The organism is Isoptericola sp. NPDC057653, assembly GCF_042799955.1.
Taxonomy (GTDB): domain Bacteria; phylum Actinomycetota; class Actinomycetes; order Actinomycetales; family Cellulomonadaceae; genus Isoptericola.
On sequence record NZ_JBHVHP010000001.1, the window covers coordinates 378,280 to 399,799 of the forward strand.

Below are 21,520 nucleotides of genomic sequence, written 5' to 3' on the forward strand. Positions count from 1 at the left end.
CACGCGCCCGGCCCGCGGTTACGCTGCCGGGGATGTTCTCGGACCGCAGGCGCCGGCGCGCAGCCCGGCGGGTGAAGCCCGGCGACGGGCACGCCCTGCAGCGGTTCCGCTGGTGGCAGCCGCTGTCCCGCGCGCTGTTCCACCTGCGCGTCGCGGGCCCCGAGGGTCGGCCCGAGACCTGGTCGGTGGACGTGCGGCTCTGGGGCGACTCCGACGACGGCGAGGTGCGGTCCCGGCTCTACCTCGACGGCGCGCACCAGGCGACGTCGAAGCTCCCCGCCGAGTTCCCGGTCACCGGCGGCACCGTGCAGGTCGAGACGAGCGGCTACGGGCTGCGCCGCTGCCACTACGTGACGCCCGACGGGCGCGAGCGGCAGCTGGTGCCCGACCCCGCCTCCGCCGAGGGCCGCCGGGCCCGCCTCGACCGCGAGCGCCCGGGCCTGAGCCGCGGCATCGGGGCCCTCACGTGGGTCGTCCTCGCGGTCGCCCTCGTGCTCGGCGTCCCGCAGCTCGTCGAGGAGATCTCGCAGATCCCGCCCGTCGCCGAGCGGTTCGGCACGTTCACCTCGCCGGTCCGGCTCCCCGGGAGCCTCAACGTCGCGCTCCTGGTCGCCACCCTCCTGGCCAGCACCGAGCGCGCGCTGCGCCTGCGCTATCACTGGCTGCTGGACGGCGGGCTGTTCGACGGCGACGGCTAGCCGTCGGAGGAGATGCTGCGAAGAACCTGCAAAGCGATCGATATCTATTGACTTTCGATAGGTATGGACGCCAGGCTCGGCCGCATGTCACGCACCCAGCGCCTCGTCGGGCCCCTGCGCGCCCTGCTCGTCGCGGTCTTCGCCGCCCTCCTCGCCGCCCAGGTCGCCGTGCTGCCCGCGGCCTTCGCGCGGATGGCCGTCGAGTCACCCGACCTGGCCCCCCTGCGCTGGCCGCTGCTGGTGCTCGCCGTCGTGGGCCTCGCGTGCGTGCAGGCCGTCATCGTGTGCACGTGGCGGCTGCTGACGATGGTCCGCGACGACCGGATCTTCTCCGACCACGCCCTCGTCTGGGTGAACGGCATCGTCACGGCGGCGGCTTTCGCGTGGGTGCTGGTGCTGGCCGCGTTCGCCCTCCTCGTGGCCGCCGAGGGGCTGGCCGGTCTCGCCGCCCTGCTCCTGCTGGTGCTCCTCGTGGGCGCCGCCGTCGGGCTGCTCATGGTGGTGCTGCGGGCGCTGCTGCGGCAGGCCACGGAGCTGCGCACCGACCTCGACGGGGTGATCTGATGGCGATCGTCGTCCGCCTCGACGTGGAGCTCGCGCGCCGCAAGATGAGCGTCGGCGAGTTCGCCGAGCGCGTCGGCCTCACGCCCGCCAACGTCGCCGTCCTCAAGAACGGGCGGGCCAAGGCGGTGCGGTTCGCGACGCTCGACGCCATGTGCCGGGTGCTCGGCTGCCAGCCGGGCGACCTCCTGGAGCGGGTCGACGACGACGAGACCATCGACGAGACCGTCGACGGGACCGTCGACGAGGGCGGCGACGATGCCTGACGTCCTCGTGGTCGGCGCCGGCCTGGCGGGGCTGTGGACGGCCACCGAGCTCGCCCGGCGGGGGCACGACGTCGTCCTCGCCGACCGGCGCACCAGGCTCGACGCCTCCGTGCGCACCACCGGCATCTTCGTGCGCCGCACGCTGGAGGACTTCGACCTCCCGCCGGAGCACCTCGGCCCGGCGGTGCGGCGCATGGTGCTCTACCCGCCGTCGCACCGGCGGCCCGTCACCCTCGACAGCGCCCACGACGAGTTCCGCGTGGGCGACATGGCCGCCCTCTACCTGACGCTCGCGGAGCGGGCGGTCGCGGCGGGCGTGCGGCTCGAGCTCGGCACCCGGTACCTCGGGCGGCGCGGGGACGCCCACCTGCTGCACGGCCCGCGCGGCCCGCAGGAGGTGTCCGCGACGTTCGTCGTGGGGGCCGACGGGGCGCGCTCCGCCGTCGCGCGGGAGCTCGGCCTCGACCGCAACCGCGAGCTGCTGGTCGGCGCGGAGGAGGTGTACGCCCTGCCGCCCCGCGACGCCCGGCCCGGCGTCGTGCCCGCCTTCCACTGCGTGCTCGACCCGCGCCTCGCTCCCGGGTACCTCGCGTGGGTGCTGGACGACGGCCGGCACGCGCACGTGGGCGTCGCCGGGTACGCCGACCGGTACCCGCACGGGCTGCGCGACGCGCTGCGGCGCTTCGCCGCGAGCGCGCCGGGCCTCGCGGGCACGGGCCGGCCGGAGGCGGTCGAGCGGCGGGCCGGGCCGATCCCCGTCGGAGGGTTGCTGCGCCGTATCGCCGGGCCGCACGGGCTCCTGGTCGGCGACGCGGCGGGCGCCGTCTCGCCGCTCACGGCGGGCGGTCTCGACCCGTGCCTGCGGCTGTCCGAGCATGCGGCCGACGTCCTCGACCGGGCCCTGCGCACCGGCGACCGGCGGGAGCTGGCGCGGTACGACGGCGCCGCGCTGCGCGCCCGCTTCCGCGGGCGGCTCACCCTGCGCCGCGGGCTGTCCCTGGTGCGCACGCCCGCGGCGGCGGGGGCCGGGGTCGCGCTGCTGCGCACGCCCCCGGGCCGTGCCGCCGCGCGCCGCATCCTCTTCGGGCACGGGTCGTTCCCCGACCCCCGGCCGGCGCCCGCCGTCCCGCGCGAGATCGCCCTCGCCATGCCGGGCGCGCGGGGCTAGATTCCCCCTGTGCCGCCCGTCGAGTCGCTCCTCGCCTTCGCGCTGGCCTCGGTCGTGCTCATCGCGATCCCGGGGCCCAGCGTGCTCTTCGTGGTCGGCCGCTCGCTGTCGCTCGGCCGGCGCAGCGGCATGGTGAGCGTGCTCGGCAACGAGCTCGGAGCGCTCGTCCCGGTCACCGCGGTGGCGCTGGGGGTGGGCACCCTGGTCGCGCAGTCGATCGCGCTGTTCACGGTGCTCAAGCTGCTCGGCGCCGCCTACCTGGCGTACCTCGGCGTCCAGGCGATCCGGCACCGGCGGGAGGGCACCGACGTCGGGGCGGACCCGCGCGCGCGGCCCGCGTCGTCGTGGACGGTGCTGCGCCAGGGGTTCGTGGTCGGGGCGACCAACCCCAAGACGATCGTGTTCTTCGTGGCCGCGCTCCCCCAGTTCGTCGACTTCCACGGCGAGGCCGTGCCCCTGCAGATGCTGGTGCTGGGCCTCGAGTTCACGCTGATCGCGCTCGTGCTCGACGGCACGTGGGCGTTCCTCGCCGGCACGGCCCGCGCCTGGTTCGCCCGGTCGCCGCGGCGCCTCGCGGCGATCCGCGGCACCGGCGGCGGGATGATGCTGGGCCTCGCCGGCGCGCTGGCGCTCACGCCGGCGAAGTCCTGACCTCAGACGGTCAGCAGCACCTTCGTCGCCCGGCGCTCGTCCATCGCGGCGTACCCCTCGGCCGCCCGCTCGAGGGGCAGCGCGAGGTCGAAGACCTGTCCCGGGTCGATCACCCGGTCCCAGATCAGCCGGACCAGCTCGGGCAGGAACCGGCGCACCGGCGCAGGGCCGCCGTGCAGGTGGATGCCGGCCATGAACATGTCGTCCCCGGGCAGCGCGACGTCGTGCGAGACGCCGACGAAGCCCATGTGGCCGCCGGGGCGGGTGGAGTGCACGGCCTGCATCATCGACTCCTGCGTGCCGACGGCCTCGATCACCGAGTGCGCGCCGAGCCCGTCCGTCAGCTCCTTGACGCGAGCCACGCCCGCGTCCCCGCGCTCGGTCACGATGTCCGTGGCCCCGAACCGGCGGGCCAGGGCCTGCCGGTCGGCGTGCCGGGACATGGCGATGACGCGCTCGGCGCCGAGCTGCTTCGCGGCGAGCACGCCGAGCAGCCCGACCGCGCCGTCGCCCACCACGGCGACGGTCTTGCCGGGGCCCGCCTCGGCGGCCACGGCGGCGAACCAGCCGGTGCCGAGCACGTCGGAGGCGGCGAGCAGCGAGGGCACGAGGTCGTCGTCGGGCATCCCTGGCGTCGCGACGAGAGTGCCGTCCGCCAGGGGGATGCGCGCCCGCTCGGACTGCGTGCCGAGGGTTCCCATGAGCACCCGGTGCACGCAGTAGGCCTGGTAGCCGGAGCGGCAGATCTCGCACGTGTTGTCGGACGCCCAGAACGAGCCGACGACGAAGTCGCCGACCTTGACGGTCCGCACGTCGTCGCCGACCTCCTCGACGACGCCGACGTACTCGTGGCCCATCACGGCGTCGTGCACGTCGTCCGCACCGCGGTAGGGCCACAGGTCGGACCCGCAGATGCAGGTGGCGGTGACGCGGATGACCGCGTCGGTGGGCTCGAGGATCCTCGGGTCGTCACGCTCGACGACGCGCACGTCGCCGGGGGCGTGCAGGATGACTCCGCGCATGGTGGTGCTCCGTTCTGAGGGGTTGTTCAGGAGTGGACGGTGTCCGCGTCGAGGGCGACGCGGTGGACGGAGGGCGCGCCCGCGCCGGCGCGGGCGCCGAGCGCCAGCAGGGCGACGGTGGCGAGCGAGACGGCGGTGACGGTGACGAGGCCGAGCGGCAGGATCGCCGCCGCCCCGCCGAGGCCGACCAGCGGCGCGGCCACCCCGCCGAAGCCGAACCGCACCATGCCCAGCAGGGACGACGCCGTGCCGGCGAGCCGCGGGTAGCCGACCAGCGCGAGCGTCGTCGCGGGGGGTGAGGTCGTGGCGACACCGCTCGCGAGCGCCAGCAGCGCCACGACCACCACCCACACGGGCATCGTGGTGGTCCCAGCCAGCAGCAGCCCGAGGGCGCCGAGTCCCGCGAGGCCGGTGCCGACGGCGAGCGTGCCCGGGACGCTCCGGCGCTCCGCGGCGCGACCCGCGAGGAACCCGCAGGTCATGAACCCGGCGGAGTTGAGGCCGAAGGCGAGCGCGTACCCCTGAGGGGACAGCCCGTAGACCCCTTGCAGCACGAAGGTCGCACCGGCCAGGTAGGCGAACAGCGCGGCGTACGCGAAGCCTTGGTGCAGCACCGCGGCCACGAAGACCCGGTCGGACAGCAGCACGCGGAAGTCGCGCCCGGTCCGGCCGAAGCCGCCGGCGATGCGCCGGTCGGCGGGCAGCGTCTCCGGGAAGGCGACGACCACCGCACCGAGGACGACGACACCGACGGCCGCGAGGAAGACGAACAGACCGCGCCAGTCGGTGACCGTGGTCAGCTGCCCGCCGAGCAGCGGCCCGACGACCGCCGCCAGGCCGCCCGCCACCGTGAGGCGGCCGTAGAAGCGGATCAGCGCGCCGCCGTCGTAGACGTCGCGACCCGCGGCCTGCGCGACGACGATGCCGACGCCGCCGGCCAGCCCCTGCACGAGCCTCGCGACGACCAGCAGCTCCACGGTGGGGCTGGCCGCGCAGAGCGCGGAGGTGACGACGTACGCGACCACGCCGACGAGCAGCACCCCGCGCCGCCCGAGCCGGTCGGAGAGCGGCCCCGCCACGAGCTGTCCGGCGGCGAGGCCCACGAGGCAGGCGGTCACCGTGAGCTGCGCGACCGAGGTCGTCGCACCGAGGTCCGCCGTCAGGGCCGGGAGGGCCGGGAGGTACAGGTCCATGGAGATCGGCCCGAACACGGTGAGCAGGAGCAGCAGCGCGGGCAGCGTCCGGGCGAACCGGTGCTGCGGCGCGGCGGGCTGGACGGGTGCGGGCATGTCCACCAGCGTGCGTCGTCCGACCGGCGCGCGGGAGTCACTGACGAGACGTGTACCGCCAGGGCACCCCTCGCGCCCGTCGCCGTCGACGGTCCGCACCTAGCCTGGCGACATGGACAACCGGGCCGAGGTGCGCGAGTTCCTCATGTCGCGCCGCGCCAAGGTGACTCCCGAGGAGGCGGGCCTGCCGGCGGGTTCGCACCGCCGGGTGCCGGGCCTGCGGCGCGGCGAGGTCGCCATGCTGGCCGGCGTGAGTGTCGAGTACTACGCACGGCTCGAGCGCGGCGCGGTGGCCGGCGCCTCGGCGTCGGTCCTCGACGCCGTGGCTCGAGCCCTCCGGCTGGACGACGCCGAGCACGCCCACCTGCTCGATCTCGCGCGCGCCGCGGACGGCGTCCCGACGTCGGGGCGTGCCCGGGGTCGCGCGACCCGGCCCGGCGTTCCGCGGCCGAGCCTGCAGTGGGCCCTGGACGCCATCACCGACGCGGTCGCGTTCGTCCGCGACCCGCGGCAGAACCTGCTCGCGACCAACTCCTTGGGCCGCGCGTTCTACTCCCCCGTCATCGGCGACGGCGGCCGGGTGCCCAACCTGGCGCGGTTCCAGTTCCTCGACCCGGCGGCGCCCGACTTCTACCCCGACTGGGACGTCATGGCCGAGATGTGCGTGGCGGTCATGCGCGCGGAGGCCGGCCGGAACCCGCACGACCGGGCCCTCCAGGACCTGGTCGGCGAGCTCTCCACGCGGAGCGAGGTCTTTCGTACCCTCTGGGCCGCACACGACGTCCGCATCCACGGCGCAGGCACCAAGCGGTTCCGGCACCCCGTCGTCGGCGACCTCACGCTCGCCTACGAGGAGCTGGGGGTGACGGCCGAGCCCGGCCAGGTGCTCCTCGTCTACACGGCCGAGCCCGGATCGCCGTCCGCCGAGCGTCTCCGGCTGCTCGCGTCGTGGGGCGCCGACGCCCGCGGCGCCGTCGGGCGGGCCGGATGACGGCCCGCGTCACCCGGGACGACGTCGTCGCGTTCCGCCTCGCCGCGCACGGCCTGGCCGCGCGGGCTCCGGCCGGCGACCTCGCCGTCGTCGCGGGCCGCTGCGGGGTGCAGGACAGCCCGCCCGGGTCGGCGCTGCTCGCGCTGCACGCGCGGGCGGAGGGGGTCACGCGCGAGGGCGTCGACGCCGCGCTCGGCGAGGAGAGGTCGCTGCTGCGCACGTGGGCGATGCGCGGGGCGCCGTGCGTCGTGCCGACCGCCGACGCCGCCGCCTTCACGGCCGGGGTGCTGCCGCCCGCCGAGGAGGCCCGCCGGCATCTGCTGCTGGGCGTCGGGCCGTCGCTGGACAGGCTCGGGCTGAGCCTGACCGATGCGGTCGACCTCACACGCGCGGAGCTCCGGGGCGTGCTGGCCGGTCGTCGGCTCGCGATCGGCGAGCTCGGCGCGGAGCTGGCCGCGCGCATCGCCCCCGGCCTGCCGTCCGCCCGCCGGGCCGTGTGGGAGGCGGAGGGCCCGTACGCCGCCGGCCAGCCCCTCGGGGAGGGCGTCGTGCACTTCTGCCTGCGCGTCCTCACGCTCGAGGGCGTGCTCTGCTTCGCCCCTCGCGACGGCAACCAGGCCCCGTTCGTGCTGGTCGACGAGTGGCTCGGCCACCCGCTCCCCGAGGTCGACCCGGCCGCGGCGCGGGCGGATCTGCTGCGGCGCTACCTGCACTGCTACGGCCCGACCACCCGGGCGGCCTTCGCCACGTGGGCCGGCGTCCGCGCGGGCGACGTCGGCCCCTGGTGGGACGAGGTCGCCGACGAGCTCGCTCCGGTCGAGGTGGCGCCCGCCGCCGGCGGGCGAGCCTCCCGGGGGTGGCTCCTCGCCGACGACGTCGACGCCCTGGCCTCCGCCGCGATGCCGACAGGCGTGCGCCTCCTGCCGCCCCGCGACCCGTACACCCAGCTCCGCGACCGCGCGACGATCGTCGCGAAGGAGCACCACCGCGCCGTGTGGGCGCCCGTCGGCGACCCCGGCACCGTGCTGGTCGACGGCGAGGTCGCCGGCACCTGGCGGCCCCGCGCGAAGGGGTCCCGGCTGACCCTCGCCGTGACGACGTTCGGACGGCTCCCTGACCGCGCGACCGCCCTGCTGAACGACGAAGCCGTGCAGGTCGCGGCGCTGCGCGGCTCGTCCACCGTGGACGTCGAGCTCACGACAGCCTGACGACGACCCACACCCCCTTTTCACCCGGGCCGCCACGACGCTGCGGGGTACTTTCCCGGCATGCGCATGAACGACCTCTCGGCGGAGCCCGTGCTGATCCCGGTGCGCGGGCGCGCCGTGGGCCCCGTGGCGTGGACGCTGGCCTGGTCGTTCGCCCCGGCGCGCGGCCGGCGGGCGTGGGCGGCGGTGACCTGGCCGGTGTGGGTCGCGCTCGTCGTGGTGCTCGGCGGGTTCGCCCACCGGGACGCCGAGGTCGTGGCGCGGGTGACGTACCGGCGGTCGTGGCCCTCCCTCCGCGCCGTCGGGAGCGTGCTGGCGATCTCGGTCTCGACCGGCGCGGCGCTGGGCATCGTCTCCGGCCTGGCGGCGGGGATCGGCCCGGCCGCCGACGCTCTCGTCACCGCGGCGGTCCTTGCCTGGCCGGCGACCGCGCTGCTCCTCCTGGTCGTGGCGGCAGGCCGCGCGGGCGTGGCGATCGCGAGGGCCCAGCGCCCTGCGCGGCTCGCCGCCTCGCGGGAGCAGCGCCGCGCCGACGTCGCGGCGATCCGTGCGGCGGACTGGACGGTCGACTACGCCGCGTCCCGGGGACCTGGCGGCGGGATCGCCCTGATCGCCCGCCACGTCGGCGAGGTGGTCCCGCCGGGCGAGACGGTGCGGACGCTCGCCGCCTCGGCCCGGCACGCCGCCGTCTACCGGCGCTTCGGCCTCGAGCCGCTGCCCAGCCGGCCCCTGCTGCTGGTGGGGACGGTGCCGTCCACGCACTGAGGCGAAGGACGCCGCCGCGCCCTGGCAGGATGGCCGTCACTCCCCACGAAGGACGGACACCCATGGCCTACTTCCGCCGCACCGGCGCGACGACGTTCCAGCCCACCGAGCACGTCGGAGGGGCGTGGAGGACGGACGAGCAGCACGTGGCGCCGACGCTCGGGCTGCTCGCGCACCTGGTGGAGGCCGACCGGGAGAAGCGTGGCCGCGACGACCTGGCCGCCACGCGGCTGACGTTCGACATCCTCGGCCCGTACCGCCTCGAGGAGATGACCACGGACGTGCGGGTGCTGCGCCCGGGCCGCGGCGTCGAGCTGGTGCAGGCCGACGTGGCGTGCGGCGGCCGCCCGGTCGTGACGCTGCGCGCGTGGCTCACCGCCGTCGGCGACACGCGGGACCTCGCGGCCGGCGCGCCCGCGCCGCTCCCCCGACCCGACGACACCCCGGTGTGGGACCCGACCACGGACTGGCCCGGCGCGTTCGTCGCGTCGATCGACGTGCGCCGCACGCTCGCCGAGCCCGGGCGCGGCACGGTGTGGGTGCGCACCGACCACGACCTCGTCGAGGCCGAGGAGGTGGGCACGCTCGCCCGCACCGTCGGCCTGTTCGACGTCGCCAACGGGATGTCCGTGCGCGCCGACCCCCGGAAGGTCGCCTTCCCCAACGTCGACCTCTCGGCGCACCTGCACCGCGCCCCCGCGGGCGGGTGGCTCGGGTTCGACACGTCCGTGGTCTTCGGAGCCGGCGGCGCGGGCCTCACGTCCAGCGTGCTGCACGACGAGCACGGGGCGTTCGGCACCCTCGCGCAGGGCCTGGTGGTCCGCGCGCTCGACGCGTGACCGCCCGGGCGCGTCGGCGACCCGAGGACGTTGTCGTTTTCTGCTCGGTCGGCAGGGCGGGAGCCGTTCCCGCTCAGCAGGCGCCACTCCAGGCGAGCGGGAAGACCCCGCTGAGCCGCAAGGGGTGCGGCCCAGCGGGCGCCCCTCCTGTTCTCCCGACGGAGCAAAGAACGACACCGTGCTCCGAGCGACGACTCGCCGTGCGGCGCGCGGCCGTCAGGCCGAGGCTTCGGCCTCGCGCGCGTCCTCGACCTTGCGGCGCACCAGCTCGACGATGCGGCCGAGGTTGAGCGTCCACCCGACGCCGAAGACGTGCGGGCTGAGCAGGTGCTCGCCCTCCGGGTCCCAGACCCGCTCACGGACGCGCGCGAGGGTGGGGACGCGGAACTCGTAGGGGACGAACCCGGCGACGGTGCCGTGCCAGGTGCGGTCCTCCTTGTCCTTCTGCAGCTCCTTGGTGATCGCCGCGACCACCAGCGCGACCATGATGAGCTGGAACAGGTTGGGGCCGCCCCGCTTCCTGCCGTGCTGCGCGTGCTTGTCGAGGTGCTGCTTGCCGTGCTGGATCTCCTGCTTCTTGCCCATCTCGGCCTCCGCTCGTCGTGGCGCTCGTCGTGGCGCTCGTCGTGCTGCTCGTCGTGGTCCTCTCCCATCGTGCACCAGGAGGACGCGCCTGGTCAGCGCGGGGGGCGGGTGAGCACGACGGCGACGGCCGCGACGACGCACACCGCCGCCGTGGTCAGCAGGCCCACGGAGAAGCTGGCGCCCGCCGCGATGAAGCCGACGACCAGCGAGCCGAGCCCCGTGCCGGCGTCGAACCCGATGTTCCACACGGCGCTGGCGGTGCTGTGCTGCCGCGCCGGCACGGCGGCGAAGGCGGCGACGAGCGTGAGGTTCTGCAGGCTGCCGTAGGAGACGCCCACCACCGTCATGCCGAGCAGGAGCAGCGCCGGGCGGGCGCCGCCGTCCGCGATCGCGGCGGCGCACAGCGCGAGTCCGCCCGCGCAGACGAGGAGCAGCGGCGCGAGGAAGACGCGCGGCCCGAAGCGGTCGGCGAACCCGCCCACGCCCCAGCGCGCGAGGGCCGTCGCGGCCGTGAAGCCGAGCAGCCCCGCCACCGCCGCGCCCGCGCCGCCCGCGAACTGCGGGGCGAACGTCAGCAGCGCGCCGCCCGGCGTCGTCACCGCGAGGAGCACCAGCGACGGCATCAGCAGGGCGAGCAGCGTGCGGCCCCGGCCCGTCGCGGCGACCGTGTCGGGCGCGGCGCCGGTCGTCGCGTCCGCCGCCGCGGCGTCGAGCCGCCGGCCGAGCCGCGCCGCGAACGGCGCCGCGAGCACCGGCAGCGCCCCGAGGGCGAAGACGACACGGAAGTCGAGGGTCTCCGCCACCCACGCCGAGCTCGGCACCAGCACCAGCTGCGGGAACGCGATCGACAGCCCGTACAGGCCGATCGCGCGGCCGTGCCGCGGCCCGTCCACGAGGGCGGCGACCGCCGTCGACCCGCACACCGTCAGCACCGCGAACCCGGTGCCACGGACGGCCGACAGGGCGAGCAGCCAGCCGAGCTGGTCGGTGGCCATGAACAGCAGCGACGGCGCGCCCAGCAGCACGACGCCCACCACCATCGTCAGGCGCCACCCCACCCGGTGCAGCAGCCACGGCACGGTGGTCTGCGTGAGCACCGTGGCCAGCATGAGCACCGCGTTGACGAGGCCGGCGCCGCCCTCGGTCGCGCCGCCGCGCACCGCCCACAGGGGCGCAGCCGGCAGCAGCAGCGCGTACCCCGAGAAGCCCAGCGCCGACATCGCCAGCAGCGGCCGGAACCCGGGGACGCGGGCGACGGACGACGACGAGCGGGGGGCGGGACGGCGCATCGGGCGAACCTACCGCGGGCCGGGTGTCACGCCCCGACGAGCGCCTCCCCGAGCGGGGTGCGCACGTGCAGCACCCGCGGCCCCTCCCGGCGCGAGTCGACCAGGCGGGCGGCGCGCAGCAGCGTGAGGTGGTGCGACGCCGTCGAGACGGCGAGGCCGCCGGCGGCCGCCACCTCGGTCGTCGACAGCGGGCCCGTGAGGGCGAGCAGGACGCCCGCGCGGCCGGCGCCGAGCAGGTCGGCGAGCGCCCCGGACGTGTCGGGGGCGTCGTCGGCCCAGCGCTCGGAGATCCCCAGCGCGGGGTAGAACAGCGTGGGCTGCGCGGGCGGCTCCGTGACCACCGAGCACCGCGGCGCCATGACCGACGGCACCAGCACCAGGCCGCTGCCCGCGCAGTCGAGCACCTCGCCGTGCATCCGCAGCCGCACCTGCACGGCGTCGGGCGCCCAGGTCACCGCCTCGTGCAGCGTGTCGACCATGGCGCCGAGGCCGAGGGTGGTCACGCGGCGCGACCGCGCGCCGATGTCGGCACGCAGCAGGCGCTCGAGCTGCGGCCACGTCGGCGCGAGGACGGCGTCCCACACCTGCACCCAGGCGTCCGCCGCCAGCGCGCGGGCCCGCTCCGGGTCGTCGGCGAGGGCCCGCAGCACGCGCTGCTCGGCGCCCTCGGTGCGGTCCACCCGCTTGAGGAGGTCGACCCGCACCGACGCGAGGTCCGCCTCCCGCATCCTCGCCACCTCCTCGTCGGGGCCGAGGTCCCAGCCGGGCGTGGAGGTGAGGAAGTCCGGCAGGTACCCGTCCGGGCCCACGAGCAGGCGCAGCAGGTCGAACGCGCGGGCGGGGGCCCGGCCGCGAGCCCGCCGCAGCCACCCCCACTGCAGCGGGTGGTACTGCGGCCGCCCCAGCACGCGCACCGCGTGCGCGAGCTCGTGGCCGGGCGAGACGCCGAACCGGATCGCCGAGACGTCGTCGGGGGCGAGGCGGAGCTCCACGACGTTCCGGCGCTGCTGGCTGGGCACGGCGTCACCGTAGCCTCACTTCAGCAGGCCGTTGATCCGGTCGTTCACCTCCGTGAGCGTGGAGACGTCGCGGTCGCCGATGTAGATCTCGTCCATGATCGGCGTCATCATCGAGTCGATCGCGCCGAACTGCTCGGTCACCGGGAAGAAGAGCGTCTGCTTCTTCTCCACCAGGTCCGTGAACACCGAGACGTCCAGGCCGCGGTCCGCGAACGCGTCGATCGCGGCCGCGGTGCCGGCGGGCCGGGCCGGGAACACCACCCCGGCCTCCCCCACGAGGCGCTGGCAGTCGTCCGAGCCGAGGAACTCCACCCAGCGGGCGGCCTCCTCGGGGTTCGGGGACTGGGCGCTGATCGAGTCGGCGAGGCCGTTGTACATGGAGACCGGGTGGCCGACCGGGCCGCTCGGCAGGCTCGCGATGCCCAGGTCGACGCCGTCGAGGTTGGCGTACGTGCCGAGCATCCACGACCCGTTCGCGGAGATCACGGCGCGCCCCGAGCCGAGGGCCTGCTGCGGGTTGGGCTCCGTGCCGACCTCCTCGTACGGCGCCATGAACCCCTTGTCGACCAGGCCGAACAGCCACTTCAGCGAGGACTGCACGCGCGGGTCGTCGAAGTGGTACTCCGTGCCCCACACGTCCGCGTCGGTGAACTTCCAGCCCGTCGCCCCGGCCAGCCACGACCACGTCGTCTGACCGGAGGTGCCGCCCGACCCGTTCGAGGCCATGCCGTACACGGCGACGTTCTTCGGGTCGAAGCCCTCCTCGTCGCCGCGCACCCCGTTCTCGTCGACGCTGAGGTGGGCGAGGACCTTCTCGAAGCTGCCGCCGTCCTCAGGGTTCCAGTCGAGGCCCTCGAGGTCCGCCGGGCCCAGACCGGCGTCGGACAGGACCTTCGTGTCGTAGAACAGCGCGACCGTGTCGAAGTCCTTCGGCATGCCGTACTGGGCGCCGTCCTGCCCCACCCACAGGTCCGCGAGGCCCTCCTGGAACCCGCCGTAGTCGACGTCGCGCGTCGCCCCGAGGGTGTTGAGGTCCAGCAGCAGCCCCTTCTGCGCGAAGCCGGGGTACTGGGTGAGGTGGTCGGTGAAGACGTCCGGGCCGGCCCCCGCCACGAAGCCGGCGGTGAGCTTGCGCCAGTAGTCGCCCCAGCCGTACTGGCTGATCCGGACCTCGAGGTCCGGGTTCTGCTCCTCGAAGGCGTCCGCGCAGCGCTGGTAGGCGGGCAGCTGGTTGGCGTCCCACAGCCAGTAGTCGACGACGACGGAGTCGTCCGCCGCGCCGGGTGCCGCGCACCCCGCGAGGGCCAGGGTGCCGGCGGTCAGTGCCGCGGCCAGGGACGCCGCGGTTCGACGTGTACGCACGATGGGCCGCCTCACTTGATCCCGTTGAAGCCGATGGAGTTGACGATCCGTCTCGCGAACGCGAGGAAGAGCAGGATCATCGGCAGCGCGGCCACCAGGGTCGCGGCCATCAGCCCGGCCCAGTCCGGCCCCGTCTGCGGGGTCTGCGCGTTGAAGTTGCCGAGCGCCACGGTGAGCACCCGGGAGTCGTCGGTGTAGGAGACCATCAGCGGCCAGAAGTAGTCGTTCCACGACCCGATGTAGGTGAGGATCGCGATGGTCGCGATCGGCCCCACGGACATCGGGATGATGATCGCGAAGAAGACCCGGACCTTGCTGGCGCCGTCGATCAGCGCCGCCTCCTCCACCTCCGTGGAGACGTTCATGAAGAACTGCCGCAGGAAGAAGATCGCGAACGGGGTCATGAACAGCCCCGGCAACATGATGCCGAGCAGCGTGTCGATCAGCCCCAGCTCCCGGACCAGGATGAAGTTCGGCAGCAGCGTGAAGATCACCGGCACCATCAGCGACAGCAGGAACACGGCGAACACCGCGTTGCGGCCCCGCCAGTGCAGGCGGGAGAACGCGTACGCCGCCATCGCGGAGAAGAACACCTGGCAGACGGTGACCACGGTGGCCACCACCACCGAGTTGCGCAGGTAGAGCCAGAAGTCGATGGACGCCCCGGAGCCGCCCTGCGCGATGGCCTCCTCCGTGGACTGCAGCCCGAAGACGCGCTCGAAGCCGCCCCAGCTGAAGTCGACCGGCAGCAACGAGGTCGCGTTGGCGTACAGGGCCCCGTTGCTGGACAGCGCCGTGCGCAGCATCCAGTAGAAGGGGAACAGGGTGATGAGCAGCAGCAGGCCCATCACCACCCAGGCCACCACCTTGCCGATGCTGGGCGGGCGGCGGCGGCGCGGGGCCGGCACGTCCTGCGAGGTGGGTGCCGCGGTGGTCGCGGGTGCGGCCGGAGCCGTCGTGGTCTCGGTCATGGTCGCCCGCTCCCTAGTTCAGGTCCGTCTGGCCGGCCCGCGTCATGCGGTACTGGAAGAAGGTGACGACCACCAGGATCAGCAGCATGGCCACGCTCAGCGCCGACGCGTAGCCGAAGTCGAACTGCGCGAACGCCTTGTCGTAGATGTAGAGCTGCAGCACCCGGCTGGCGTCCACGGGGCCGCCGTTGGTCGTGACCGCCACGGTGTCGAACACCTGGAACGAGCCGATCACCGAGATGATCAGGACGAGGCCGAGGATCGGCCGCAGCAGGGGCAGGGTGATGCCGAAGAAGGTGCGCGTCTCCGAGGCACCGTCCACGCGGGCCGCCTCGTACGTGGTGTGCGGAATGGTCTGCAGGCCGGCGAAGATCAGCAGCGCCGTGTAGCCCATGTGCCGCCAGACGTTCACCACGGCGATGGTCGGGATGGCCCACTCCTCCGAGGTGAAGAAGCCGATGCGGTCCAGGCCCATCCACTCCAGCACCTGGTTCCCGATGCCGAGCTGGTAGTCGAGGATCCACAGGAACACCAGCGCGGCGACCACGTTCGAGACGAGGTAGGGGGCCAGCACCAGCGAGCGCAGCAGCGTGGAGCGGCTCAGGCGCTGCATCAGCATCGCGAGCAGCAGGGCCACCGCGGTCTGGAGCACGATGTTGATCACGACGTACTCGAGCGTGACCCGGACGGCGTTCCAGAACACCGGGTCCGCGACCATCTCCCGGTAGTTGTCCAGGCCCACGAACCGGGCCGGGCTGAGCAGGTCCCAGGACGTGAAGCTCAGCCAGATCCCGCGGACCAGCGGCCAGAAGTAGAAGACCACCAGGCCGATGGTGGCCGGCAGGATGAACGCGAGGGCGAGCCGGGTGTCGTCCCGGCGGCGCCCCACCCGTTCTCCTCGGACGGTCGGTGCGGACGGTGCAGCCATCGATGTACCTCCTTGCGTCGTTGCAGGCGGTGCTCGGGGAACGGCCCGGCGTCGCCGATGACGCCGGGCCGGTGGTGCGCGCTCAGTCGCGGGCGGGGCGGCCCCCGAAGTCGGGGATGGGCAGCCGGTGGCCGCCCGCGAGGGCGGACTCGTGCGCCACGATGCCGGGCGCGGTGAACGCCGCGGACCGCCAGGCGTCGACCGGCGGGTGCTCCCCGGTGACCACGCCGCGCACGAAGTCGTCGGCGAGGAAGTGGTGCGAGCCCTCGTGCCCGTTGGGGGCCTCGGCGTACGCGGCGGGCAGCCGGGTGCGGTCGTGCACGGGCGCGGACCCGGACGTGAACGCCTCCCGCAGCGCCGGGTCCACGTCGGCGAGGTCGGCGTCGTCGCCGTTCCCGCGGACCGGGACGAAGTCGGCCGAGACGTCCGTGGACGTCTCCTTGTCGTTCCACACGCTCTGGTGCGCGAGCTGCTCGAAGCTCGCCTCCGTGCCGAAGAAGCGGAACCGCGACTCGCGGATGTGCGACGGGTAGCCCACGCGGCGCATCTCGTTGGTGCGCATCGCGCCGCCGTCGGACAGCTCGAAGAGCGCCGTCGCGTTGGAGAAGCTGTTGCCGAACTGGCTGACCTCCCGGTCGAAGACGCCGTCCCCGCGCTGGTCCTCCACGCCGATGCAGCTCACGCTGACGGCGCGCGTCGGCAGGGCGCCGAGGACGCCGCCGATCGCGTGGGTCGGGTAGAGCATGGGCGGGTAGCTGGCGGTGGCCTTCCAGTTCTCCCCGCCGCTGTACTGGTAGGCGGCGTAGAACCCGAGGTCCATGTCGTGGACGTAGTCTCCCTCGGCGTAGAAGACCCGGCCGAGCGCGCCCTCCCGCACCTTCTCCCGGACGAAGACCGTGGCCGGGTTGTAGTAGCTCGTCTCGCCCATCATGTAGGTGAGGCCGGTGCGCTCGACGGCGTCGATGATCGCCTCGATGTCGGTGAGCTCGGTGGCCATCGGCACGGCCGAGTACACGTGCTTGCCCGCCTCCAGCGCGGCCAGCACCAGCGGCGCGTGCGTCCACCGCTGCGTGAAGATCGCGACGGCGTCGACGTCGGAGTCGAGCATCTCCTCGAAGCTGTCGACGACGGTCGCCCGGTCGTAACGGTCGGCCAGCGCCTTGGCGCGCTCGGGGACGAGGTCGGTGATGGTGAGCCGGTCGACGTTCGGGTGCAGGTCCCAGAGCGTCGCGAAGCTCCGGGAGAACTGCCCGGCGCCGACGATGCCGATGCTGATCGAGCCGGCGTCCTCGGCGAGCGGGACGGTCGGGTCGAGGGGAAGTGCGGACAACGGTGCCTCCTGCGTGGGTCGGGTCATGCCGGTGCGGTGTGGTGGAGCGGGGGGTCGACGAGCATCCACTGGCAGGCCACGACGGCGGCGCCGCGGGCCCACTCGTCGAAGCCGGAGGAGAAGGCGACCACGGTCGGCGCGGTCGCGTTCGGGTCGAGGTGGTCGGCGATCGCGGCGTCCATGCGCCGCCGGGCGTGGGCGATCATGCCCAGCCCGTCGCCGGCGAGGATCACCGCGGGCAGCCCGAGCATGTTCGCGAGCTCCGCGACGAGGACGCCCAGGGCGTGACCGGCGTCCTCGAAGACGCGCAGGGCGGCGGCGTCGCCCGCCTCGGCGAGCCCGAGCGCCTCCTCCAGCCCGAGGTCGGCGCGGCCGTGCGGCACGCCGATGCCCCGGGTGATGGAGGCGGTGGTGAGGAAGGCCGAGGCGCAGCCGCGGTGCCCGTGCGTGCAGACCGGGCCGGAATCGGCGACGCGGGTGTGCCCGATCCGGCCGACCTTGCCCGTCGGGCCCGCGAGCACGCGGTCCTCGATGACGATGCCCAGCCCGACGCCGACGCCGACGGTCAGGACGGCGAAGTCGCTCATCCCGCGGCCGGGCCCGGACCAGTGGACGCCGGCGGTCAGCGCGCGGGCGTCCTCGCTGAGGACGGTGGGGATGCCGGTGGCCTCCTCCAGGATCCGCGCCAGGGGGACCTGGTCCCAGCCGAGGAAGGCGTTGGCGCGCACGGTGTCGTCGAACCGGGACATCTGGCCGGCGAGGCCGACCCCGAGCGCCTGGATCTCCCCCGGGCCCGCGAGTTCGTTCACCAGTTCAATGATCTCGGCCACGACGGTGGCCTGCTCGACGTCGGCCAGGGGGCGGTGGGCGAAGGCCTGCACGCTCCCGGCGGCGTCCGTCCGGACCGCGTACGCCTCGTCCGCGGTCACCTTGACGCCGAGGAACCGGTGGTGGTCCGCCCGCAGCGCCAGCGGCGCGCCCGGGCGCCCCGGGCTCTCGGCGGCCGTCAGGGCCGTGACCTCGCCGATCAGGCCGGCGGCGAGGAGGGGCTGCGTGATCTTCGTGATGCTCGCCGGCGACCGCTCGAGGCGCCGCGCGAGCTCCGCCCGCGAGAGCGGCCCGGCCAGCAGCAGGGCGCGCACCACCGCCCGGGCGGAGGGCCCGAGCGAGCCGAGGCGAGGAAGGTCTGCGCGGCGCTGCACCCCCACACCCTGGCGCCTATTCCTTCACCGTGTCAATGAATTGGTCCGGATCCGTGTCCCGGGCGCCGTCCCACGCGCGTCGGGCTCACGACGCGCGGACGTCCGGCCGGGCCGCGAACTCCGCCAGCAGCCGCGCGAACAGCTCCGGCTGGTCCTCCCCGAGCAGCGTCGACGAGCCCTCCACCACCTCGAGCCGCGCGTCCGGGTAGAGCGCCGCGAGCCGCGGCCCGTGGTCGGCCGGCATGAGCCGGTCCTGCGCCGCCCACACCACGAGCACCGGCCGGGTGAACGCGCCCCACCCGGCGGCGAGACGCAGCAGCTGGTCGCGGGGCGGGGCGCCCCGCGCGAACCTGGCGAAGTCGCGCCGCACGCGCCGGTCGCGGGTCGCCGGGCGGAACCAGTCCACGAGGAGGTCGTCGGGGATGCCGGCGACCGACATCCCGCCGTACCCGCCGGGCATCCGGCGGAACGCCCGTACGCGGAACAGCTGGAGCAGGAGCCACATGCCGCCGGGCATCCGCGCGACGACCCCGAGCGCCTTCGCCGGCCCGGGCGGGAAGTTGTCGAACGCCTCGCAGGCCGCCAGCACGAGGCGCCCGACCCGCTCCGTGCGGCCCTCGTTGATGAGGAACTGGCCCCCGCCCCAGTCGTTGAGGACCAGGGTCACGTCGGTGAGGTCGAGCGCGTCGAGGAAGTCGCCGAGCAGGCGCGCGGTGCCCCGCTGGGTGAGGTCCGCGTCCGGCCGCAGGGGCATGCGGTGCCCGCCGAGCGGCAGGGTCGGGGTGATGACCCGGAAGCCCGGGAGCAGCGGCACCACCTTGCGCCAGACCCGCGAGTCCATCGGCGGCCCGTGCCCCAGCACGACCACCGGGCCCGGGCCTCCCGTGTCCTCGTACGCGACGGGTCCCGCCGCCAGCTCCACGACCGCCATGTCGCGCCTCCCGGCCTCGATTTGATAGATCGTTCTAGTCATCGCCACCGTAGGCTGGTGCCATGACCGCGGCAACCCCCACGCCCCCGATCCCGCTCCTCGGGCCCGCACCCGACGGCGCCGGGACGCGCACCCGGATCCGGCACGCGGCGGCGCGGCTCTTCGCCCGCCAGGGCTACGCCGGCACCGGCCTGAAGCAGGTCGCCACCGAGGCCACCGCGCCCTTCGGCTCGATCTACCACTTCTTCCCGGGCGGCAAGGACGCGCTGGCGGAGGACATGATCCGCACCACCGGGCCCGAGTTCATGGCGCTCGTGCTCGGGCTCCTCGACGAGCGGGACGACCCGGTCGACGCCGTCCTGCACGCCTTCGACTCCGCCGCCCGCGACCTCGTGGCGGGCGACTACGCCGACGGCTGCCCGGTCGCCACCATGGCCCTCGACGTCGTCGACACCCGCCCCGCGCTGCGGGCCGCCGCCGCCGACGTGTTCGCGGACTGGCTGGCGGGCGGCACCGCCTGGTTCGCCCGGCACGTCGACGCCGACCGGGCGCGCGACCTCGCGCTCGCCATGGTCATGCTCACCGAGGGGGCGTTCCTGCTGGCCCGCACGACACGCGACCCCGAGCCGCTGCGCGCGGCCGGCCGCAGCACCGCTGCCCTGCTCGAGGCCGCGCGGGCGGCGTCCGGGCGGCCGTCCGGGAGCTGACCGGGGAGCGACCTTTCGACCGACGTCGAAACGCTCGTGCGGCGCTGCGGTCGTCACGAGGCTGGGGACACGTCGCGGGCACCGGCCCGACGACGGCCCGCCCTCGCGAAGGAGGACACACCATGACCTCGGTGGTCACCGCCGACACGGTCCGCATCCCCGGCTCGCGCACGCTGCGCTTCGAGGGTCGCGACCACGGCTCGGGCGTCTCGTTCTTCCTCGTGACGAACGACCCGGGCCAGGGCCCGGACCTGCACCGCCACCCGTACACGGAGACGTGGTCGGTGCTGGAGGGCGAGGCGACGATCCGCATCGGCGACGCGAGCGTCGTCGCCCACGCCGGCGACACCGCCGTCGTGGGGCCGGACGTGTGGCACGGCTTCACCAACACCGGCACCGGCGTGCTGCGCATGATGTGCATCCACGCGTCGGCGACGATGATCCAGCAGTTCCGGCAGGACGAGACCCAGGACGACACCAAGGAGACCGACTGATGTCCTTCCAGGCGTACCTCGACAACGTCGAGACCACGACCGGCCTCACCCCGCGGGAGCTGGTGGCCGCCGCCGCCGAGCAGGGGTTCGGCCCGGACAGCAGGACCACCCCCGTCGTCGCCTGGCTCAAGGAGACGTACGGGATCGGGCACGGCCACGCCCAGGCCGTCGCGCACGTCATCGTCAAGGGCGACCGCATCAGCTCCAAGCACGTCGGGTCGGAGGGGTCGCACCGCGACGCGAGCGACCGGCTCTGGCTCGACGGCAAGGACTCCCGGCCGGCGGACTGGTGACGGCCGGGCGACGCGTCAGTCGCCCGGCCACTCCCCCGTCCACCGCTCGAACGCGCGCGCCCCGCCGCGGTCGATGACCGCCTTCACGACGGCGAAGATCGCGCCCTGCAGCAGCGAGGCCAGCAGGATCTCCCGCAGGCGGTACTCGGACTGCAGCGGGGTGGGCGCGTCGTCGGGATGGCCGGGCGCGACCCGCTTGTAGACCTGCTTGAAAACCTGTGCGGCCACGATCCCGCCGACGATCGAGCTCACGATGCCGACGGGCCGGTACAGGATCTTCGCGGCCTTGCCGCCGCTCTTCTCGGTGCGGACGTCGTCGATGTCCTCGCTCATGCCTCGACGCTAGGCCCGGCACGCCCGTCCCGCACGGGACGCCGGCCGCCGTCGACGTTCGTTACAGTGCCAGGGTCGCCGCGGCCCCGCCCGCGGCCGACCCCAGGACCGACCGCCGAGGAGGACGCATGATCCGCACCGTGCGTCCCCTGCTGACCGGGCGGCACGGCCGGCTCGCCGGCGTCCTCCTCGTGCTCACGCTGATCGCCGGCGTCGTCGTCATGCACGCCATGAGCGGCTCCGCGACGCGGCACGGCGCCCCCCACACGGTCGCCGTCGCCGCGGAGCAGCACGTCGCCGCGCAGGCCGGTGCGTCGCCCGGGACCACCGTGACGCCCGCCGCCCCGACCGTCGCCGGCGACTCCGAGCGCCCCGCCGGGTGCGGCGACGGCGGCTGCGGCAGCCACGACATGGTCACGGCGATGTGCCTCATGATCCTGGCCGTGCTGCTGGTGCTCGTCGGCCCCGGCGCCCGCTCCCTGCTGCGCGCGGAGGGGCCTCGGACGGGGTCCTGGCACGCGCTCGCCGCCGCCTCCCGGCCGGTGGCCGGCCCCTCGCTGCACGCCCTCGGGATCTCTCGGACGTAGGCCCGCCCGTCCGCGGCGCCGTCGCGCCCGG

The 21,520-nt window shown here is 74.8% G+C and carries 25 protein-coding genes; 13 read left to right on the plus strand and 12 right to left on the minus strand.

What is annotated here, in order from left to right:
* Positions 1–32 precede the first annotated feature (32 nt).
* From ACFU9A_RS01680 to ACFU9A_RS01700, 5 genes are all read left to right on the plus strand, one after another.
* Positions 33–698 (plus strand): hypothetical protein, encoded by a 666-nt coding sequence (locus ACFU9A_RS01680; RefSeq protein WP_430573528.1) that lies wholly within the window; start codon positions 33–35, stop codon positions 696–698.
* An 84-nt stretch (positions 699–782) separates the two neighbouring features.
* Positions 783–1,262: a DUF2975 domain-containing protein gene (locus tag ACFU9A_RS01685; protein WP_430573529.1), complete on the plus strand. Its 480-nt coding sequence runs from the start codon at positions 783–785 to the stop codon at positions 1,260–1,262.
* Positions 1,262–1,525 carry a helix-turn-helix domain-containing protein gene (locus tag ACFU9A_RS01690; protein WP_430573530.1) on the plus strand — a complete coding sequence of 88 codons (264 nt, stop codon included), beginning with the start codon at positions 1,262–1,264 and terminating at the stop codon, positions 1,523–1,525. Before ACFU9A_RS01685 ends, ACFU9A_RS01690 begins: the two co-directional genes overlap by 1 nt.
* Positions 1,518–2,693: an NAD(P)/FAD-dependent oxidoreductase gene (locus tag ACFU9A_RS01695; RefSeq protein ID WP_430573531.1), complete on the plus strand. Its 1,176-nt coding sequence runs from the start codon at positions 1,518–1,520 to the stop codon at positions 2,691–2,693. The genes ACFU9A_RS01690 and ACFU9A_RS01695 overlap by 8 nt, the downstream gene beginning before the upstream one ends.
* Before the next feature lie 9 nt (positions 2,694–2,702).
* Positions 2,703–3,344, plus strand: a complete 642-nt coding sequence (locus ACFU9A_RS01700) for a LysE family translocator (RefSeq protein WP_430573532.1) — start codon at positions 2,703–2,705, stop codon at positions 3,342–3,344.
* A 2-nt stretch (positions 3,345–3,346) separates the two neighbouring features.
* Here the strand turns inward: ACFU9A_RS01700 and ACFU9A_RS01705 are convergent, their stop codons facing one another.
* Together ACFU9A_RS01705 and ACFU9A_RS01710 are read right to left on the minus strand one after the other, a co-directional pair.
* The gene (locus ACFU9A_RS01705) at positions 3,347–4,366 is read right to left on the minus strand and encodes a zinc-dependent alcohol dehydrogenase family protein (protein WP_430573533.1); all 1,020 of its coding nucleotides are present in this window, start codon (positions 4,364–4,366) and stop codon (positions 3,347–3,349) included.
* Positions 4,367–4,392: 26 nt separating this feature from the next.
* Positions 4,393–5,655, minus strand: a complete 1,263-nt coding sequence (locus ACFU9A_RS01710) for a multidrug effflux MFS transporter (RefSeq protein ID WP_430573534.1) — start codon at positions 5,653–5,655, stop codon at positions 4,393–4,395.
* Between the two features lie 112 nt (positions 5,656–5,767).
* Here ACFU9A_RS01710 and ACFU9A_RS01715 point away from each other — a divergent pair, with 112 nt between their 5' ends.
* The 4 genes from ACFU9A_RS01715 to ACFU9A_RS01730 all read left to right on the plus strand — a co-directional run bounded on the left by ACFU9A_RS01715 (position 5,768) and on the right by ACFU9A_RS01730 (position 9,458).
* Complete coding sequence (locus ACFU9A_RS01715; protein ID WP_430573535.1) at positions 5,768–6,646, plus strand: helix-turn-helix transcriptional regulator; 879 nt, start codon at positions 5,768–5,770, stop codon at positions 6,644–6,646.
* On the plus strand, positions 6,643–7,854 hold the full coding sequence (locus ACFU9A_RS01720; RefSeq protein WP_430573536.1) for a winged helix DNA-binding domain-containing protein: 1,212 nt from the start codon (positions 6,643–6,645) through the stop codon (positions 7,852–7,854). The genes ACFU9A_RS01715 and ACFU9A_RS01720 overlap by 4 nt, the downstream gene beginning before the upstream one ends.
* 60 nt (positions 7,855–7,914) lie before the next feature.
* On the plus strand, positions 7,915–8,619 hold the full coding sequence (locus ACFU9A_RS01725) for a hypothetical protein (RefSeq protein WP_430573537.1): 705 nt from the start codon (positions 7,915–7,917) through the stop codon (positions 8,617–8,619).
* A 62-nt stretch (positions 8,620–8,681) separates the two neighbouring features.
* Positions 8,682–9,458, plus strand: a complete 777-nt coding sequence (locus ACFU9A_RS01730) for a thioesterase family protein (RefSeq protein ID WP_430573538.1) — start codon at positions 8,682–8,684, stop codon at positions 9,456–9,458.
* 216 nt (positions 9,459–9,674) lie between these two features.
* Here the strand turns inward: ACFU9A_RS01730 and ACFU9A_RS01735 are convergent, their stop codons facing one another.
* The 9 genes from ACFU9A_RS01735 to ACFU9A_RS01775 form a co-directional block, all read right to left on the minus strand.
* Complete coding sequence (locus ACFU9A_RS01735; protein ID WP_430573539.1) at positions 9,675–10,043, minus strand: DUF5808 domain-containing protein; 369 nt, start codon at positions 10,041–10,043, stop codon at positions 9,675–9,677.
* 92 nt (positions 10,044–10,135) lie between these two features.
* Positions 10,136–11,332 carry an MFS transporter gene (locus ACFU9A_RS01740; protein WP_430573540.1) on the minus strand — a complete coding sequence of 399 codons (1,197 nt, stop codon included), beginning with the start codon at positions 11,330–11,332 and terminating at the stop codon, positions 10,136–10,138.
* A 26-nt stretch (positions 11,333–11,358) separates the two neighbouring features.
* A complete protein-coding gene (locus tag ACFU9A_RS01745) occupies positions 11,359–12,351 on the minus strand; it encodes a DUF5937 family protein (RefSeq protein WP_430573541.1) in 993 nt (330 codons plus the stop codon).
* 15 nt (positions 12,352–12,366) lie between these two features.
* Positions 12,367–13,713 (minus strand): ABC transporter substrate-binding protein, encoded by a 1,347-nt coding sequence (locus tag ACFU9A_RS01750; RefSeq protein WP_430573542.1) that lies wholly within the window; start codon positions 13,711–13,713, stop codon positions 12,367–12,369.
* 11 nt (positions 13,714–13,724) lie between these two features.
* On the minus strand, positions 13,725–14,684 hold the full coding sequence (locus ACFU9A_RS01755) for a carbohydrate ABC transporter permease (protein ID WP_430573543.1): 960 nt from the start codon (positions 14,682–14,684) through the stop codon (positions 13,725–13,727).
* Positions 14,685–14,697: 13 nt separating this feature from the next.
* On the minus strand, positions 14,698–15,612 hold the full coding sequence (locus ACFU9A_RS01760) for a carbohydrate ABC transporter permease (protein ID WP_430573544.1): 915 nt from the start codon (positions 15,610–15,612) through the stop codon (positions 14,698–14,700).
* An 82-nt stretch (positions 15,613–15,694) separates the two neighbouring features.
* The gene (locus ACFU9A_RS01765; RefSeq protein WP_430573545.1) at positions 15,695–16,942 is read right to left on the minus strand and encodes a Gfo/Idh/MocA family protein; all 1,248 of its coding nucleotides are present in this window, start codon (positions 16,940–16,942) and stop codon (positions 15,695–15,697) included.
* A 23-nt stretch (positions 16,943–16,965) separates the two neighbouring features.
* Entirely contained in the window at positions 16,966–18,144 is a 1,179-nt protein-coding gene (locus tag ACFU9A_RS01770; protein WP_430573546.1) for an ROK family protein, read from the minus strand.
* Between the two features lie 85 nt (positions 18,145–18,229).
* Positions 18,230–19,075 (minus strand): alpha/beta fold hydrolase, encoded by an 846-nt coding sequence (locus tag ACFU9A_RS01775; RefSeq protein WP_430573547.1) that lies wholly within the window; start codon positions 19,073–19,075, stop codon positions 18,230–18,232.
* A 62-nt stretch (positions 19,076–19,137) separates the two neighbouring features.
* Between ACFU9A_RS01775 and ACFU9A_RS01780 the strand changes: the two genes are divergently transcribed.
* The 3 genes from ACFU9A_RS01780 (at position 19,138) to ACFU9A_RS01790 (ending at position 20,569) form a co-directional block, all read left to right on the plus strand.
* On the plus strand, positions 19,138–19,782 hold the full coding sequence (locus ACFU9A_RS01780) for a TetR/AcrR family transcriptional regulator (protein ID WP_430573548.1): 645 nt from the start codon (positions 19,138–19,140) through the stop codon (positions 19,780–19,782).
* Between the two features lie 122 nt (positions 19,783–19,904).
* Positions 19,905–20,276 carry a cupin domain-containing protein gene (locus ACFU9A_RS01785; RefSeq protein WP_430573549.1) on the plus strand — a complete coding sequence of 124 codons (372 nt, stop codon included), beginning with the start codon at positions 19,905–19,907 and terminating at the stop codon, positions 20,274–20,276.
* The gene (locus tag ACFU9A_RS01790) at positions 20,276–20,569 is read left to right on the plus strand and encodes a DUF4287 domain-containing protein (RefSeq protein ID WP_430573550.1); all 294 of its coding nucleotides are present in this window, start codon (positions 20,276–20,278) and stop codon (positions 20,567–20,569) included. The genes ACFU9A_RS01785 and ACFU9A_RS01790 overlap by 1 nt, the downstream gene beginning before the upstream one ends.
* Positions 20,570–20,584: 15 nt before the next feature.
* On the opposite strand, the gene ACFU9A_RS01795 is transcribed toward ACFU9A_RS01790, so the two are convergent.
* Positions 20,585–20,902, minus strand: a complete 318-nt coding sequence (locus tag ACFU9A_RS01795; RefSeq protein ID WP_430573551.1) for a DUF4235 domain-containing protein — start codon at positions 20,900–20,902, stop codon at positions 20,585–20,587.
* Positions 20,903–21,030: 128 nt separating this feature from the next.
* Here ACFU9A_RS01795 and ACFU9A_RS01800 point away from each other — a divergent pair, with 128 nt between their 5' ends.
* Positions 21,031–21,489, plus strand: coding sequence for a hypothetical protein (locus tag ACFU9A_RS01800; RefSeq protein ID WP_430573552.1), 459 nt, complete (start codon positions 21,031–21,033; stop codon positions 21,487–21,489).
* Positions 21,490–21,520: the final 31 nt, after the last annotated feature.